Annotated in this window: 11 protein-coding genes; 5 read left to right on the top strand and 6 right to left on the bottom strand. The window is 71.2% G+C overall.

Translation table 11 applies throughout. The features are described from left to right. The first annotated feature begins 168 nt into the window (after positions 1 to 168). From ACOKM3_RS41585 to ACOKM3_RS41570, 4 genes are read left to right on the top strand one after another with little or no spacing between them, the layout of a single operon-like run. Positions 169 to 1875 carry a glycoside hydrolase family protein gene (locus tag ACOKM3_RS41585; protein ID WP_426906493.1) on the top strand — a complete coding sequence of 569 codons (1707 nt, stop codon included), beginning with the start codon at positions 169 to 171 and terminating at the stop codon, positions 1873 to 1875. Further along, positions 1872 to 3278: a glycoside hydrolase family 28 protein gene (locus ACOKM3_RS41580; protein ID WP_426906492.1), complete on the top strand. Its 1407-nt coding sequence runs from the start codon at positions 1872 to 1874 to the stop codon at positions 3276 to 3278. Before ACOKM3_RS41585 ends, ACOKM3_RS41580 begins: the two co-directional genes overlap by 4 nt. Beyond that, complete coding sequence (locus tag ACOKM3_RS41575; protein WP_426906491.1) at positions 3278 to 4588, top strand: glycoside hydrolase family 28 protein; 1311 nt, start codon at positions 3278 to 3280, stop codon at positions 4586 to 4588. Before ACOKM3_RS41580 ends, ACOKM3_RS41575 begins: the two co-directional genes overlap by 1 nt. Next, on the top strand, positions 4578 to 6251 hold the full coding sequence (locus ACOKM3_RS41570) for an acyltransferase (RefSeq protein ID WP_426906490.1): 1674 nt from the start codon (positions 4578 to 4580) through the stop codon (positions 6249 to 6251). The genes ACOKM3_RS41575 and ACOKM3_RS41570 overlap by 11 nt, the downstream gene beginning before the upstream one ends. 38 nt (positions 6252 to 6289) lie before the next feature. Here ACOKM3_RS41570 and ACOKM3_RS41565 read toward each other — a convergent pair whose 3' ends face one another. Further along, positions 6290 to 8296, bottom strand: a complete 2007-nt coding sequence (locus tag ACOKM3_RS41565) for a hypothetical protein (RefSeq protein WP_426906489.1) — start codon at positions 8294 to 8296, stop codon at positions 6290 to 6292. Positions 8297 to 8411: 115 nt separating this feature from the next. Here ACOKM3_RS41565 and ACOKM3_RS41560 point away from each other — a divergent pair, with 115 nt between their 5' ends. Beyond that, positions 8412 to 9911 (top strand): ABC transporter substrate-binding protein, encoded by a 1500-nt coding sequence (locus ACOKM3_RS41560; protein ID WP_426906487.1) that lies wholly within the window; start codon positions 8412 to 8414, stop codon positions 9909 to 9911. A 6-nt stretch (positions 9912 to 9917) separates the two neighbouring features. Here the strand turns inward: ACOKM3_RS41560 and ACOKM3_RS41555 are convergent, their stop codons facing one another. From ACOKM3_RS41555 to ACOKM3_RS41535, 5 genes are read right to left on the bottom strand one after another with little or no spacing between them, the layout of a single operon-like run. Further along, a complete protein-coding gene (locus ACOKM3_RS41555; RefSeq protein WP_426906486.1) occupies positions 9918 to 10892 on the bottom strand; it encodes a DUF5605 domain-containing protein in 975 nt (324 codons plus the stop codon). A 12-nt stretch (positions 10893 to 10904) separates the two neighbouring features. After that, positions 10905 to 12308 carry a DUF5060 domain-containing protein gene (locus ACOKM3_RS41550; protein ID WP_426907028.1) on the bottom strand — a complete coding sequence of 468 codons (1404 nt, stop codon included), beginning with the start codon at positions 12306 to 12308 and terminating at the stop codon, positions 10905 to 10907. 2 nt (positions 12309 to 12310) lie between these two features. Further along, entirely contained in the window at positions 12311 to 13393 is a 1083-nt protein-coding gene (locus tag ACOKM3_RS41545; protein ID WP_426906485.1) for a sialidase family protein, read from the bottom strand. Next, complete coding sequence (locus ACOKM3_RS41540) at positions 13390 to 14427, bottom strand: ABC transporter ATP-binding protein (RefSeq protein ID WP_426906484.1); 1038 nt, start codon at positions 14425 to 14427, stop codon at positions 13390 to 13392. The genes ACOKM3_RS41545 and ACOKM3_RS41540 overlap by 4 nt, the downstream gene beginning before the upstream one ends. After that, positions 14424 to 15464, bottom strand: coding sequence for an ABC transporter ATP-binding protein (locus ACOKM3_RS41535; protein ID WP_426906483.1), 1041 nt, complete (start codon positions 15462 to 15464; stop codon positions 14424 to 14426). Before ACOKM3_RS41535 ends, ACOKM3_RS41540 begins: the two co-directional genes overlap by 4 nt. Positions 15465 to 15484: the final 20 nt, after the last annotated feature.

Below are 15484 nucleotides of genomic sequence, written 5' to 3'. Positions count from 1 at the left end.
CCGAAACCGTAAGCGGGCAGCCACAAAGCGTCAACACCCCGCGCCTGGCTATCACTTGGCCTTGTCCAGCGCTTTCTGACCTCTTGACGCTCCTGACCGGCCACACTTAGCGTTCTGGACGTTCGCCCCGAGCACCGCCCCTTCGGACTCCGAGACGGCGAGACACAGATGACTGGCATACCAGCAACCCTGCTCCTGGAAGAACGCGCCGAGCTCGCCATGAACGCGGTCGTGCAGCTGGCCGACCCGGATCTCGACGGCATCCCCTTCTTCATGGCCGATCTGCTCGCCGACCCGGCCGAACTCCGGCACGGCGACTGGGACTACGGCTCCAGTCACGGGCGGCTCACCGACGCCTGCGTGCTGGCCCGCCGGATGACCGGCGCCGACTGGTGGGCGCCGACCGAGAAGGCGTACAAGAAGACGCTCCTCGACCTGCTCGGCCCGGACGGCCTGACCTGGCGGCGCACCCATCCGCGCGGCCACTGGGAGGCTACGGCCGGGCTGATCGACCAGCGGGCCACCCTGCTCGCGCTCACCACCTGGTACCAGGACGACGGGGACCCGGCCGTCGCCGAGGCGGCCGACCGGCAGGTCGCGGCGCTGCACCGGATCGCGGTCAAGGAGCGCGACGTCTGGTACTACCCGGCCTCCGAGTACACCCGCGACGGCTGGCCGTCGGCCCACGCGGTGCAGCTGCACCTGGCGCCCGACCCCGCCTCGTTCTGCGGACGCCTCATCATGCCGCTGCTGCGCTGGCATCGGCTCACCGGAAACGCCCAGGCGTTGGAACTGTGCGGCTGGTTCGTCCGGCTGATCACCCACCACAGCGGTGTGTTCGGCGAGGACGGCTCGTTCAATCCGGCGCTCGCCTACCGCAGTGGCCACTTCCACACCCGGCTCGGCACTCTGGACGGGATCGCCAAGTACGCACTGTTCACCGGGGATCACGCCCTGACGGCTTTCGTGCGCCGGACGTTCGACTGGGCGCTGGGCCGGTGCACGGCGTACGGCTGGACGCCGGGCGACCTCGCTGGGCAGCGGTTCGAGCACGAGACGTGCTCGCTCGTGGACCTCATCGGCATCGGCACGACACTGGCCCGGGCCGGACACCACGAGTACTGGCCGGTCGTCGAGCGGTTCCTGCGCAACCATCTGACGGCGTCGCAGCTCACCGACGTGTCCTGGGTGCGCTCCGCGCCCGACCGGGCGCTCGACGAGCCCGGCTGGATCACCCGGTACCGGGTGGGCGAGCGGGTCCGCGGAGCGTTCGCCGGATACGGCGCGCCCAACGACTACGTCAACGACGCCGTGCTCGGCCGCGGCCACACCGCCGATGTGCAGGCGTGCTGCGTCGGCTCCGGGGTGCGCGGCCTGTTCACCGGGTGGGCCGCGGCCGTCACCGGCGACGCGCGCCTGGTCCGGGTGAACCTGCTGCTCAACCGGGGCAGCGCCCACGTCGACGTACACAGCCACCTGCCGCACGAAGGTCGCGTGGACCTTCGGGTACGCGCCGACTGCGAGGAGCTGCGGATGCGGGTGCCCGAGTGGGCCGGGTACGCGCGGCTGCGGGTCGAGCGCGCCGGGCACACCGCGCACGGTGCCGAGCCGGGTCTGTGGGCTCCGGACGGCATGCTGCGGCTCGCGGCGCCGCGGGCGGGCGAGCTCATCACCGTCACGTTCCCGCTGCCGGAGCGGGTCACCGAGGAGACCGCGGCCGGGCGCGCTTTCTCGGTGCGCTGGCGCGGGGACGACGTCATCGGCATCGAACCGGAAGGCAGGACCCGACCCATGTACACCGCCCGCACGATCGAGCCTCAGGCGAAGCCGCGCGAACACACGCTGCACGTCCCGGACCAGGAGTGGTCCTGGTGAGCGCCCCCGGCCGCAGAGCCTTCCTCGCCGCGGCGGGCGCCGGCGCCGCGCTGCTGGTCTCCCCCGCCGTCGCGCGGGCCGCGTCCTCGGAGGCGACGGAGGCTGACCGTCGCGCTCGGCGGATCCTCGCGGGCATCCGCGTCCCCCGGTTCCCGCGCCGCACCGTGCCCGTCACCGACCATGGCGCGGTCGGCGACGGTGCGACGGACTGCACCGCGGCGATCCGCGACGCCATCAAGGCCTGCGCCGCGGCGGGCGGCGGACGCGTCGTCGTACCGCCCGGCGACTGGCTGACCGGAGCGGTCCATCTGCGCGACCGCATCGACCTGCACCTGGAGAAGGGCGCCACCCTGCGCTTCCGACAGGACCCGGCCGCGTATCTGCCCGCCGTGTACACGCGCTACGAGGGCACCGAGTGCATGAACTACTCGCCGTTCGTGTACGCGTACGGCTGCCGGACCATCGCCGTGACGGGCTCCGGGATCCTGGAGGGGCAGGCCGACGCCACGCACTGGTGGGACTGGACGAAGGGCGTCGACGGCGGGCCCTCCCCCGAGTCGCCGGAGAAGCAGCAGCTGCTCGCCTGGGCCGAGGCCGGGGTGCCGGTCGAGCAGCGAATGTTCGGCGATGGCCACCGTCTGCGGCCCAATCTGCTGCAGTTCTACCGCTGCCGCGACGTACTCATCGAGGGCGTCACGGTCCGCAACTCGCCGATGTGGAACATCCATCCGGTGCTGTGCACGAACGTCACCGTGCGCGGCGTCACCGTCGACAGTCCGAACGGACCCAACAACGACGGCGTCGACCCCGAGTCCTGCTCCTACGTCCACATCAAGGACTGCGTCTTCGACACCGGGGACGACTGCGTCGCGTTCAAGGCCGGAAAGAACGCCGACGGGCGGCGCGTGAACGTCCCCATGGAGCACGCCCTGGTGGAGGGCTGCCAGATGCGCGACGGGCACGGCGGCGTCACCGTCGGCAGCGAGACGACCGGCGGCGTCGGCGACATCGTGGCCCGCGGCTGCCGCATGTCCAGCCCGGACCTGGACCGGGCGATCCGCATCAAGTCCAATCCGGTGCGCGGCGGTTATGTACGCGACGTGCTGTGCAGCGACATCGAGGTGGGACAGGTCGGCGACGTGGTCGTCGAGGTGGCGCTGAACTACGAGAACATCGACACCGGGGCGTACTACCCCGACGTACGCGGCATCGAGGTGCGGCGGCTGACGGCCGCCAGCGGACCGCGCGCCTGGACCCTGTTCGGCAACGCCGCCAACCCGATCCGCGACGTACGCCTCGTCGACTGCGCCTTCGACGGCATGACCGGCCCTAACGAACTGCGCAATGTCGAGGGCCTGGTGCTCGAACGCGTCACCATCAACGGTGAGGCGGTGACGGGCTGATGGACACCGAGGCGCCTTGGCGGGAGGCCGACGCGATAGTGGCGCGGGTGACCCGCCCCCGCTTCCCCGACCAGGACTTCCCCGTCACGCGGTACGGGGCCGTGGGCGACGGTGCCACCGACTCCTCCACCGCGCTGCGCCGGGCGATCGCCGACTGCCACAGCGCGGGCGGCGGCCGGGTTACCGTGCCGCCGGGCACCTACCTCACCGGCCCCGTCCGGTTGCGCAGCCATGTGGAGCTGCACCTGGCGGAGGGCGCCACGCTGCGCTTCCACCGGGACCCGGCCGCGTATCTTCCCGCCGTGCTCACCCGCTTCCAGGGCGTGGAGTGCTACGGCTACTCGCCGCTGGTGTACGCGCGCGACGAGCGGACCGTCGCCGTCACCGGGCGGGGCGTCCTCGACGGGCAGGCCGACGACGCGCACTGGTGGCCGTGGTCCGGGCAGGCCGAGTTCGGCTGGCGTCCCGGCGTGCACCATCAGGAGGAGGACTGGCCGGCGCTGTGGCGGCAGGCCGAGAACGGCGACCCGGTCGAGTCCCGGGTCTATGCCGACGGTTACCGCTTCCGCCCCAACTTCCTCGAGTTCCAGAGCTGTCACGGGGTGCTCGTCGAGGGCGTCACGATCGTCCGCTCCCCCATGTGGGAGATCCACCCGGTGCTGTGCGAGAAGGTCCTCGTCCAGGACGTCACCATCGACAGCATCGGCCCCAACAACGACGGTATCGACCCCGAGTCCTGCCGCGACGTGGTGATCCGCCGCTGCGACATCACCGCCGGCGACGACTGCGTCGCCATCAAGTCGGGCCGCGAGGCGGACGGACGGCGGGTCGGCCGGCCCAGCGAGAACATCGTGATCGAGGACTGCGTGCTGCGGCACCGCTACGGCGCCGTCACGCTGGGCAGCGACATGACCGGCGGCATCCGCAACGTGTATGTGCGGCGCTGCCGCATCGGCGGGCCGGGCCTGTACTTCGGCCTCTACATCAAGACGAACTCGGTGCGCGGCGGCTTCGCGGAGAACATCCACCTGACCGATCTCACGGTCACGAACCTCACCAAGGAGTTCGTGACGTGCGACTTCCACCGCGGCGAGGGCGACACGGGCGGCTACCCGCCACGGGTGCGGGACATCAGCGTCAGCAACAGCACGGTCGACCGTGCGCGGCGCGCTGTACTCGCCCGCGGCTACGCCCACGCGCCGATCCGTGAACTGCGCCTCTGTGACGTCGAGTTCGGATACCTCGCCGAACCCGATCGGGTCGAGCATGTGGAGGGCCCCGTACGGGCAGAGGTGACCGGTGGACACTGAAACGACCCAGCCTGAACGGTTCGACCACTGCCCCTGGGAGTTCTGGGGTCACAGCGACGCGACGCAGCAGGCACGCCAACTCGCCTACCAAAAGGAACTCTTGCGGCGCATCGGGGACGCCTCCTTCGGGGAGCGGGTGTTCGTGTCTCCGTGGGCGGCGGTCCATGCCGACACGCTGTACCTGGGCGACCGCTCGTACATCGGTGGGCACGCCGTCGTCACGGACGACGTGCGCGCGGGCAGCGACTGCACCGTCAACCCGTACGCGACAGTCCGCGGCCGGGTGACGTTCGGGGACGGGGTTCGGGTGGGCGCGCACACCTCGCTGCTCGGCTTCAACCACGGTTTCGCGCCGGACACCCCCGTACACCGGCAGCCGTTGACCTCTCAGGGCATCACGGTCGGCGACGACGTGTGGATCGGCTCGCACGTCGTCGTCGTGGACGGTGTCACCATCGGCGACCACTGCGTGATCGGGGCGGGGGCGGTGGTCACCAAGGACCTGCCCGCCTGGTCGGTCGCGGCGGGGAACCCGGCGCGCAGGCTGCGCGACCGACGTGACACGGGGACGACGCCGCGCGGGCCCGGCAGCCTGGACTCCCGCCTCGAACGGTTCGCCCAGCGGGCGCGGGAGCAGGCGCCGGCACTCCTCGATCACCGCCGCGACGGCGAGGGGACGTGGACGGACCGCCCCGGGGCCGCGCCGACGGTGCGGGCGGTGTGCGACGCGGTGGAGATCGCGGCGCTGCTCCTGGACGGCCCTCCACCGGGCGAGAGCGGCCCCGAACTCACCACAAGACTGCGGGAGTTGCAGGACCCGGCCACGGGCCTGGTCCCGGAGCTCGGCCACGCGGCGCCGTCCTGGTCGGACTCCGACGCGATGTACCACATCCTCTCCGTCGGCTACGCGCTCGAGCTGCTCGGCTCCCGTTTCCCGCACCCCGTGCGCGCCGTGACGGAGCTGTCGCCCGAGGAGCTGGTGCGCCGCCTGGACGCGTTGCCCTGGCACACCGAGGCGTGGCGCAGCGGGCACTGGGTGGACGGGGCGGGCACGGCGCTGCACTTCGCCGCGGGCCCTTCGCCACTGACGGACACACTCTTCGGCTGGCTGCTCACACGGGCCGATCCGATGCTCGGCATGTGGGGCGGTCGGCACGCCGAAGACGGCCTGCGGCAGCCGGTGAACGGCTTCTACCGGGCGACGCGTGGCACCTACGCACAGTTCGGCCTGCCACTGCCGTACCCCGAGCGCACGGTCGACACCGTCCTGACGCACAGCAAGGACCCGGCCTGGTTCGGCCCGGACCGCGGCACGGCCTGCGACGTCCTGGACGTGATCCATCCACTGTGGCTGTGCGCACGTCAGACCACCCACCGGCTCGGCGAGGGCCGCGACTGGGCGCGCGGTCAACTGGACCGCATCCTGGACGACCGCTGGCACGACGACGCGGGCTTCTCGTTCGCCCTGGAACCTGGCACCCGCCCCACGCACCGCCCGGGGCTTCAGGGCACGGAGATGTGGCTGGCGGTCACGTGGCTGCTGGCCGAGCACCTGGGCGTGTCGGAGGCCTTGGGGTACCGGCCGCGTGGCGTGCACCGCCCGCTGCCGGTGCGCGGGGGTGAGCGTCCGGCCGGGAGGACTGCGCGTAGCGAAGGAGCGTGACACTCTCCGGGAAAGTGTCACGCTCCTTCGCTACCCCCTTACCGCTTCCGCATCCGCAACGCCTGCGACAGCACCTGGGCCGTCACCCACGAAGGGTTCCAGGTGTTGCTCGTGCCGCGGTCCTGCCAATTGGTGGGGAAGAAGCCCTCGGCCTGCTCGCCCACCGCCTGGAAGCCCCACTCCCCGGGCCGGGTGCAGATGCCCTGGCCGAAGGAGTGCAGCGTTGTCTCGCCGAGGCGGCGGTAGAGCGGTTCATTCAACATGTCTCCCAGGAGGGCGAGTTCGTACGCCGGGAAGAAGACGTCGACGTGATGGTTCTGGACGCTGACGCCGGGCCAGCCGGTCGTGCGGAAGCCGTTCCTGAACGGCGGGTCCCACTGGTAGACCCAGGTGAGCAGCCAGTCGGCCGCTGTCCGGGCGGCCGTGGCCCAGCGTTTCTTGCCGGTGAGCCGCAGGAGTTCGAAGGTGCAGAGGAAGTAGCCGATGCCGCCCTCCTTGTCCTCGCAGGCGGCGTCGAGGGTGGCGTGGGCGAACGGGGTGGTGAAGTCGGTGGCGTTGCGCCGCCGGTAGGCGTCCGCAAGACTCTCCGCGCGGCGCAGCAGGTCGTGGTCCCCGGTGACGCGGTGCGCTTTCACCAGGGCGAGGACGCAGGGAAGTCCGGCCGCCGAGCCGTCGCCGGGCAGCGGGCTTCCGTCGGGCCGCCAGCCGTACGGGGGCGGGGCCTCGCCCTCGCCGCACGTCGCGCCGACCCCTTCGAGCAGGGCGGCCACCCAGCGGTGCGGTACGGCGTACCCGTGGGCGCGGAACAGCTCGATCACGTCGGCGAGGTCGCACAGGGTGTCGCCGTAGGCGCGGGCCGAGACGAACGGCCCGATGTCGTCCCTCGTGAAGCCCGACCAGGCGCGCTCCTCGGTGGCGTAGAAGCTCAGGCGCAGGCCCGGGGCGTCGGGTGCGGCGCTGCCGTCGAGGTAGAAGTCGACGGCACTGCGGGCCCGTTGGATGCGCCACCGCTCAGCATGGTCGACGCCGAAGCGTGCGTCGCACCAGGCGAGCTTGAGGGCCTGACCGGTCCAGCCGTACATGAAGCCGGGCGTGTGGCCGGGACCGATGAACTTCAGGTAGCCGGCGGCCCCTTCGGCTTCGTACCACCGTCGGTCCAGGGCCCGCTCCTTGTGCCGCACGATCGCGTCGAGATCCAACGGGCGGGCGCCGCGCGGCCGGTAGAGGTCCAGGCCGCGGTGGACCATCGCTCGGAAACCGTGCCCACGGCGTGCCGGGCGGCCCCAGTCGAGGGCGTGGCGGGTGCGGTGGGCCGCGCCGGGCGGCAGGTCGAGGTAGCCACCTTCGTAGGGGGCGGTGCGGTTCTTGTGGACGTAGACCGTGTCCGGTCGGCCCGCGAACAGGGTGGCCCCGCTCGCGCCGACGAGCGTCACGCCCCGGCCGGCGGGCACCGCCCCGAGTGATCCCTCGCCGGGCCGCACCGCGTACAGGGTGGCATACCAGGCTGTCGCGCCCGCTCCCCATTCGGCGTGGGCGCAGGGCACGGGCAGCCGGTGGTCCTCGACGACAAGGCCGGAGCCGTCGGCGCCGGTCACGCGGGGCACGGTGCGGGTCGGGTCGGAGGAGGGGTTGCCGCGGTAGTACACCTGGGGCAGGGTCACCGCCTCCGGGCGGCGGGCGGGCAGCGGCACGGCAACCCCCAACACCGCGTCCCGCAAAGGAGATTCGCCTTCGTTGCGGTACTCCACAGCCACGTACAGGAATCCGTTCTCGAACCACAGCCGCAGGTCGACGGCGAGCGCGGGGCAACCCGCGACGGTGCCGCGCACCCGGACGGCGCCACCGTCCCCCTTGACGTCCGGCGCCACGAGTCCGGGCCTGGCCAGGGTCCATGGCCTGCCGAGGGACACCACGAACAGGTCGTCGAGCGCCATGGCGGCGCAGACCGCGTCCGGCGGGCCCACCGCGCCGAGAGTGAGGCGCAGCCCGTCTCCTCCCCCTTCGTCGAGGCGCAGGAATCGGCCTTTCTCACCTATGAGCACCATTCTCAACTCTCCGTTCCCGCACAGGTGTTGACCCTCACGACGGACGACGGAACCATTGTGGCATCCAGGTGGCATACCAGTGGAGTTCCCGATCGTTCTCGACAGGAGAATCTCTATGAGCGCGACACCGAACACCCCCGAACAACAGCCCTCCGGCCCGAGCAGGCGCAAAGTCGTGACCACCGGCGCGACGCTGGGCGCGGCGGCGCTCACCGGCGTCACCCTGGCCGCGTCGGCTCCGGCGCAGGCCACGGCCGTCAAGAGCACAGCTCGGACGTCCGTACGGACCTCGGCCTCCGGCGCCGCCTGCACGACGATCCCGAACCGGTACGACGAGCCGTTCGAGGTCTGCGACGACGAGATCTTCATCTTCATGGCCAACTACAAGCCCTTCGAGTACGCGGGCTTCTTCGAGAAGGTCATCGGCGACAAGCTGCGCGCCGCGTTCCCCGGCATGAAGTTCAAGTGGGCGGCCTGGGACTACCCGATCCGCTACGAGGACCTCGACAAGGCCGGCGTCGTGCCGGACATCGTCCTGGAGGACCCGCGCCGCCGGATCGACCGCGACCTGGAGCCGCGCGGCTGGGTCCGCGACCTCACCGACGACCTGCGCTCGACCGGCATCGACCTGGGCTCCCTCAACCCGGCCGCGGTCGAGATCGTCAGATCCCGTTCGGACGGCGGCCTGTACGGTGTGCCGCTGTTCATCGACGAGTACCTCCTCTACTACAACAAGAAGATCCTCGACATGAAGGGGGTGCGGCCCCCGACGAACGGCACGACGTACGACGAGGCGTTCCGCCTCGCCAAGAAGCTCACGTTCGAGCAGGACCTCGTCGCGTACAAGGGCTACCTGCAGCACCCGGACCAGTACCTGGAGGGCAATCAGCTGGGCCTGTACCCGTTCGCGCCGGGCGCGAGCGAGAACCCGAAGCCCGAGGACGTGAAGATCGACATCACCTCGGCGGGCTGGCAGCGGCTCGGCAGCAACCTGGAGCGGTTCCTCCTCCTGCCGCACAACATCTTCACCACGGTCGACGACTACCTGCTGACCGGGCATGTCGCCATGGCCGTCGACAACCTCCGCAAGCTCGGCGGCTACGCCCTCAACGATCTGTACCTGGAGCCGGACGACGCGGCCGAGTGGCGCGAGCTCGCCAAGAACATCGAGCTGGGCGTCACCTCGGTGCCGGTGCTCGGCAGCGGCGACAACGCCGTCTACCAGCCCAACACCATGGCCGCCTTCCTGCCGCCGCAGTCGACGAAGAAGGCCGAGGCGCTGCAAGTGCTGAAGTGGCTGGTGTCGCAGGAGGCACAGGTGGAGCTGTCCCGGCACGCCATGAAGCCGACGCTCCGCTCGGGCGCGGTGGAGGCGGCGTTCGGCAAGGCGATCCCGGAGCTGGCCAAGATCGACACCTCGGGTGTGTTCTGGGGTGACAACGCCGTCGTCAAGGACTACAAGAACACCGAGTACTGGGACATCCCGATGTACATGGTGTTCCGGCAGCACGTACTCAAGGACGGGCTGCGGGTGTCCTCGGCGCTGAAGGTGGCCGAGACCGTGGACATCCCCGCGTACATCAAGGCGCAGGCGGCCTCCGGCAAGGACTGGTGAGTCGCGTCAACCACGCCTGCGCAGCCGTATCGCGAGGTACGGCCGCGCGGGCAGTTCCACTTCGACCGGGGCGCCGCCGGCCGCTCCGGGCCGCGGACGCACCGTCATGTTCCAGGTGTCGAGGACCTCGACGGACCAGGCGCCCGCGGCGAGGGCGAAGGAGCGGCGCGGGTAGCGGTGTGGGCCCAGGTACTGGAGCAGATACTCCCCCGGCGACTCCAGCGTCGACGCGTCGTACGTCTCCGGGGCGTGCGCCAGGCCGCGGGGCGCTGCGTCGAGGACGTCACGCAGGAACGCGAACCGCGCCACCGCCGTTCCGGCCGGGCTCCCGCCGGATCGGCTCCATGGGCTGGTTCCCCATGTCTCGGCGTGGGCCGCGTAGCCGCCGCGGCACACCGCCTCCCAGACTCGGCACATCAACTCCTGCCCGGGCAGCGCCTGTTCGGCGTCGTCGGGCGCGTCGCCCTCGGCGCCACAGGCATCGAACAGGACCGGTTTGCCGAGTTCGTGGACGAGGCGGGAGACCGTGCGGGTCTGCGGGTCGCGCACGGAGGCGTGGGTGATCCAGGGGGCACCGAAGTCCGTGTCGGGCGGACCGTGCACGGTGAGCGGGTGGTGGCCGTGGTCGTGTTCCAGGATGTCGGTCTGCGCTTCGTGGTCCGGTGGGGCGCACCACCACACGTTGGGGTGGGGCGCCAGGCGGTCGACGGTCTGCGGGATGTCGCGTCCGGTGAGGTCGACCTCCACCTGGATGCCGGCGGAAGCGAGGGCGGCGACCTGGCGGTCGAGGGTGCCGAGGGGAAGCGTGCGGGACCGGGTGAGGCGGACCCGGTTGAACGGGGAGAGTGCCAGCGCGCGGACGGTGGCGTCGTCGGCCTGGGGGACGGTGGTGGTGAGCGGGTGGTAGGGCGTGCCGTCTGCGTGCCGGAAGCGGGTGCCGTCGGCGTGCACGGGGGCATGGTTGCGCGGTGTCGTGTGCATGGGTCTCCCCTGTCAGGCCTTCCGAATCCGCAGCGCCAGGTCCGGCCGGTGGTCGAGCGGTATCCGGACGCGGCCCGTGCGCGCCGGCCCCGGCAGCGGAGTGACCGTCATGTTCCACGTGTCGATCAGGTCGAGTCGCCACGGGCCGCCCACCTCCGGGAGCGTCACCTCCCGGTGCCGGTGGCGGCGGTCGCCGAAGTAGGTGAACACCGCCTCGGGGCTCTCCTCCCACACGGTCCGCAGGAACGCGAGCCTCGGCGTCACCTCGCCGTACAGCCGTCCGCCCCGAGAAATCCATGCCGAGCCCTCGGGGTCCCGCTCCGGATAGCACTCGCCGTGCCCGACGTATGCGCCGGCGGCCATGCCGTGCCAGAACTGGCGCAGCAGTGCCTGCCCGGTGAGGTTGCCCCAGCGGCGGCCGAGGATCCCCTCGTAGCCGATCTCGTCGATGACGACCGGCTTCGGTACGCGGTCGAGCCACGCGGGGGCGAGTGCGGCGTCCCAGTGCTGGATGGACTGGTGGGTGGTCCACGGCGTCCGGAAGTCGAAGATGCGCTCGTACTCGTACATGCGGGTTCCGTTGTGGATGGACCTCAAGTGCTGGTAGGGGTCGGCCCGTTGGACCTGGCGGCCGATGTGGTTCCAGTCGTCGACGGTCTTGGCCTTGTTGAAGTCGTACTCGTTGGCGATCGACCACCAGACGTTGCGCAGGGGTGCCAGCCGGGCGACCGCGTACCGGACGAGGGCGAGGTCCTCCTCGCGGCTCATGTCGTCGACGCCCCAGTGCCCCTCGTCGTAGGGATGGAAGAGGATGATGTCCGCCTCTATCCCGAGGTCACGCAGGTCACGGACGCGGCGCTCGAAGCGGCGGAAGAACTCCGGGTCGAAACGAGTGGTGTCCAACTCCCGTGGCGCGGGCGGGCGCTCGCCGATGCCCGGGTACGGAAGCCGGGGCGGGACCATCGCACGCGTGGGCAGCAGACACATCCGGACCTTGTTGAACGGGGACTGCGCCAGGGTGCCCAGCGTGCACTCCTCCAGGTCCTCGTCCTCGTAGTGGGTCCAGTGGTAGCAGGTGGTTCCGAAGGGGTGGTACGGGGTGCCGTCGGCGTACGCGAAGGTGCGCGGCCCCGCGACCCGTACCGGCCCGTGGTTGCCGCGCACTGGTGGCACGCATATGAACTCCCCTTGCACGCCGTCCAGTTGGGTGACGGTCGAGCGGGTGGTGTACGTCCACGGCCCCTGCCGGTCCGGCATGAACCGCACGGTGTACCTGCCGTCGCCGTCGTAGAAGCCGGCCACGGGTACGACGCGGTGGCCGTGCCGGAAGTCGGCGGCGAACTCGACGTCCCGGTAGGGGTTTTCGGTGGCGGGCCCGGTCAGGGTCAGTTCGAAGACGTCCCAGCGTTCGGTCATCGTCACGGACGACCGCCCTCCCTGATCCAGGCCTCCGTCACCACGGCGTGCTTGATGGTCTTGCGCAGGTAGGAGTACGCGACATGGATGCGGTCGTCGCGGGTCTGCAGCAGGCAGGGGTAGGAGTAGCCGAGTTCAGTGTCCCGGTACTCGTCGTCGGCCACTTGCAGGTCGCGACGCCAGGGCCAGGTGCGGCCCTCGTCGTCGGAGAGGGCGAGGGTGAGCGGGGTGCGCAGGGCCTTCTTACGGCGGCCCGGGCCCTCTCCGACCCAGCGGTACTCTCCGCGTTCCAGGCTCGCGTGGTTGTAGACCAGGGCGAAGGTGCCGCTGCGCAGCCGGATCACCTGAACTGCCGAGTTGTTGTTGGGCAGTTCGGTCCGCACCGGGGTCGTCCAGGTACGGCCGGCGTCCACGGAGGCGGTGGCGTGGATGCGGTCGGCGGCGCGGCTGCGCAGCAGGCCGAGCAGTGAACCGTCGGAGCGGGGCACGACACTCAGCTGGACGAGGTGGTCGCTGCCGGGGACGTCGTACTCCTTCCAGGTGCCGCCCGCATCCTCGCTGATGAGGACCGTGGAGTGCTCGCCTTCGGGGCGGCAGCGGTAGGCGGGAAGGAGCCACGAGCCGTCCCCGGGGTCGAGGGGCGGGTTGCGCACGAACAGGCCGGGTCCGTCGTGGGCGGTGCGCGGGGCGGCCCAGGTGCGGCCGCCGTCGTGCGAGACGCGGGTGACGAGGCGGGCGGTCTTCTGGTCGTGGGGTTCGTCGGAGGGGTGGAACAGGTGCACGGCGCCGTCGGGTCCGGTCGCGAGCACCGGGTTCTGCTCCGCGCGGTCGGGGTCGGCGGACAGGGCGACGGGCGTGTCCCAGCGGTCGCCGGCGCGCGGGAGGCGGGCGAGGATCACATTCGTGTCGCGGTCGCCTTCATCGGGGCCGTTGAACCAGGCGCACAGCAGGTCGCCGTCGTCGAGTTCCAGCAGGCAGGCGGCATGGCTGTCGCCGGGGTGCAGCGTGGGCAGCAGGGCCTCGCGCACGTCCGGGTCGTCGGGGCGCGGGCGCAGCACCCCGTCGAAGCGCGGGTCACCAGTCATGAGACGTCGACTCCCCTCAGGCCGAGCTGTCCTGCGAAGTGGCAGGCCGAGGCGCGGCCGGGCGCGACGGGGCGCAGCTCGGGCACCTCGGTGCGGCACACGTCCTGTGCGTAGGCGCAGCGCGGATGGAACGGGCAGCCGGGCGGTACGGCGGAGGCGTCGGCGACCTCACCGCGCAGCACGATGCGCTCGCGGCGCCGGGCGGCCGGGTCGGGGTCGGGGACGGCCGACAGGAGTGCCTCGGTGTAGGGGTGCAGGGGCTGTCCGTACAGGGCGTCGGTGGCGCCGGTCTCCACGACACGGCCCACGTACATGACGGCTACCTCGTCGGCCATGTACTCGACGACGCCCAGGTCGTGCGAGATGAACACGTACGTGAGGTCGGACTCGTCCTGGAGGTCCTTGAGCAGGTTGAGGATCTGGGCGCGCACCGACACGTCGAGGGCGCTGACCGCCTCGTCGGCGACGACGAGGCGGGGCGCGAGCGCCAACGCCCTTGCGATACCCACACGTTGGCGTTGACCGCCACTGAACGCGTTCGGGTAGCGGCGTAGATACTCGGGGCGCAGGCCCACACGGCGCAGCAGCTCCGCGACGCGTTCCTCGGTGTCCTTGGCGTTCAGACCGAGGTTGACGCGGAGGGGTTCGCCGACGATCTGGAGCAGCGTCATGCGCGGGTTGAGGGAGGCGAACGGGTCCTGGAAGACGAGGCGGATCTCGCTGCGGTACGGCTTGAGGGCCTTCTCGTCGAGGGCGGCGAGGTCGACGGTGGTGCCGTCGGTGCGCCGGTAGACCATCTCTCCGGAGGTGGGTTCGTGGACGCGCAGCAGGCAACGGCCGAGGGTGCTCTTGCCGCAACCGGACTCGCCGACGAGGGCGAGGGTGCGTCCGGCCGGCACCTTCAGGTCGACGCCGTCCACGGCGCGGACCGCTCCGACGGTGCGGCCGAACAGGCCGCGGCGGATGGGGAAGTGCTTGGTCAGGCCCCGTGTCTCCAGGAGCGCGGCCCGGGTGCGGGTATCGGTGACGGTCATGCGGCCGGCTCCCCTTCCTCAGTGGTGTCGTCGTACAGCAGACAGCTGACCCTGCCGTCGCTGCCGGTCGCCGGGGCGGGCAGCGGGGCCGCGACCGCGCGGGGCACGGTCACGTCGCAGCGTCCAGCCATGAACTCGTCGCAGCGCGGGTGGAACGGGCAGCCCGGCGGCCGTGCGTACGGCCCCGGCACCATGCCCCGCACGGGTCGCAGCCGTTCGCGGGAGCCCGCGCCCAGCTTCGGGACCGAGCGCAGCAGGGCGCGGGTGTAGGGGTGGCGGGGGCTGCGCAGCACGGTGTCCGTGGTGCCGGACTCCACGACCGAGCCGAGGTACATGACGGCGATGCGGTCGGCCACTTGGGCGGCGACGCCGAGGTCATGGGTGATCAGCATGATCGCCATGCCCGTGTCCCGCTGCAGTTCGCGCAGCAGGTCGAGAATCTGCGCCTGGGTGGTGACGTCGAGAGCGGTGGTGGGTTCGTCAGCGATGAGCAGGTCGGGGCCGCAGGACAACGCCATGGCGATCATGGCGCGCTGCAGCATGCCACCGCTCATCTGGAACGGGTACTCGTCGACGCGGCGCTCCGGTGCGGCGATCCCGACCCGGCGCAGCAGCTCGACGACGCGGGTGCGGGCCTCGGCCTTGGTGGCCTCGCCGTGCAGGATCAGCGCCTCGCCGATCTGGTTGCCGAGGGTGTGCATGGGGCTCATGGAGGCGATGGGTTCCTGGAACACCATGGCCACTTTGCGGCCCCGCACGGAGCGCAGTTCCGGGCCCGGCGCATCCACCATGTCGACGACACCGTCGTCGCCGTGCACCCGGATGTGTCCTCCCGTGATCCGGCCCGGCTTGTCGACCAGGCGCAGTACGGAGCGGGCCATGACGCTCTTGCCGCACCCCGACTCGCCCACCACGGCGAGGACTTCGCCGCGGCGGATGGTGAGGTCGACGCCGTCCACCGCCCGTACGACCCCGTCGTCGAGTTCGAATCCGGTGTGCAGATCCTCGATCTCGAGCAGCGTGTCCGGCTGCTTCATCGCCTCTCCCTACGTGTACG

Origin of the sequence: Streptomyces nidicola (assembly GCF_050106155.1) — a bacterium.
Lineage (GTDB): Bacteria > Actinomycetota > Actinomycetes > Streptomycetales > Streptomycetaceae > Streptomyces.
The sequence above is the reverse complement of the archived record's forward strand: the minus strand, read 5'-3'. Positions and strand labels throughout refer to the sequence as shown.

Bases quoted from the DNA above. Each gene is read 5' to 3' on its own strand.
- ACOKM3_RS41585 (WP_426906493.1), top strand. From the start codon at position 169: ATGACTGGCATACCAGCAACCCTGCTCCTGGAAGAACGCGCCGAGCTC.
- ACOKM3_RS41575 (WP_426906491.1), top strand. From the start codon at position 3,278: ATGGACACCGAGGCGCCTTGGCGGGAGGCCGACGCGATAGTGGCGCGG.
- ACOKM3_RS41565 (WP_426906489.1), bottom strand. From the start codon at position 8,296: ATGGTGCTCATAGGTGAGAAAGGCCGATTCCTGCGCCTCGACGAAGGG.
- ACOKM3_RS41560 (WP_426906487.1), top strand. From the start codon at position 8,412: ATGAGCGCGACACCGAACACCCCCGAACAACAGCCCTCCGGCCCGAGC.
- ACOKM3_RS41555 (WP_426906486.1), bottom strand. From the start codon at position 10,892: ATGCACACGACACCGCGCAACCATGCCCCCGTGCACGCCGACGGCACC.
- ACOKM3_RS41550 (WP_426907028.1), bottom strand. From the start codon at position 12,308: ATGACCGAACGCTGGGACGTCTTCGAACTGACCCTGACCGGGCCCGCC.
- ACOKM3_RS41545 (WP_426906485.1), bottom strand. From the start codon at position 13,393: ATGACTGGTGACCCGCGCTTCGACGGGGTGCTGCGCCCGCGCCCCGAC.
- ACOKM3_RS41540 (WP_426906484.1), bottom strand. From the start codon at position 14,427: ATGACCGTCACCGATACCCGCACCCGGGCCGCGCTCCTGGAGACACGG.
- ACOKM3_RS41535 (WP_426906483.1), bottom strand. From the start codon at position 15,464: ATGAAGCAGCCGGACACGCTGCTCGAGATCGAGGATCTGCACACCGGA.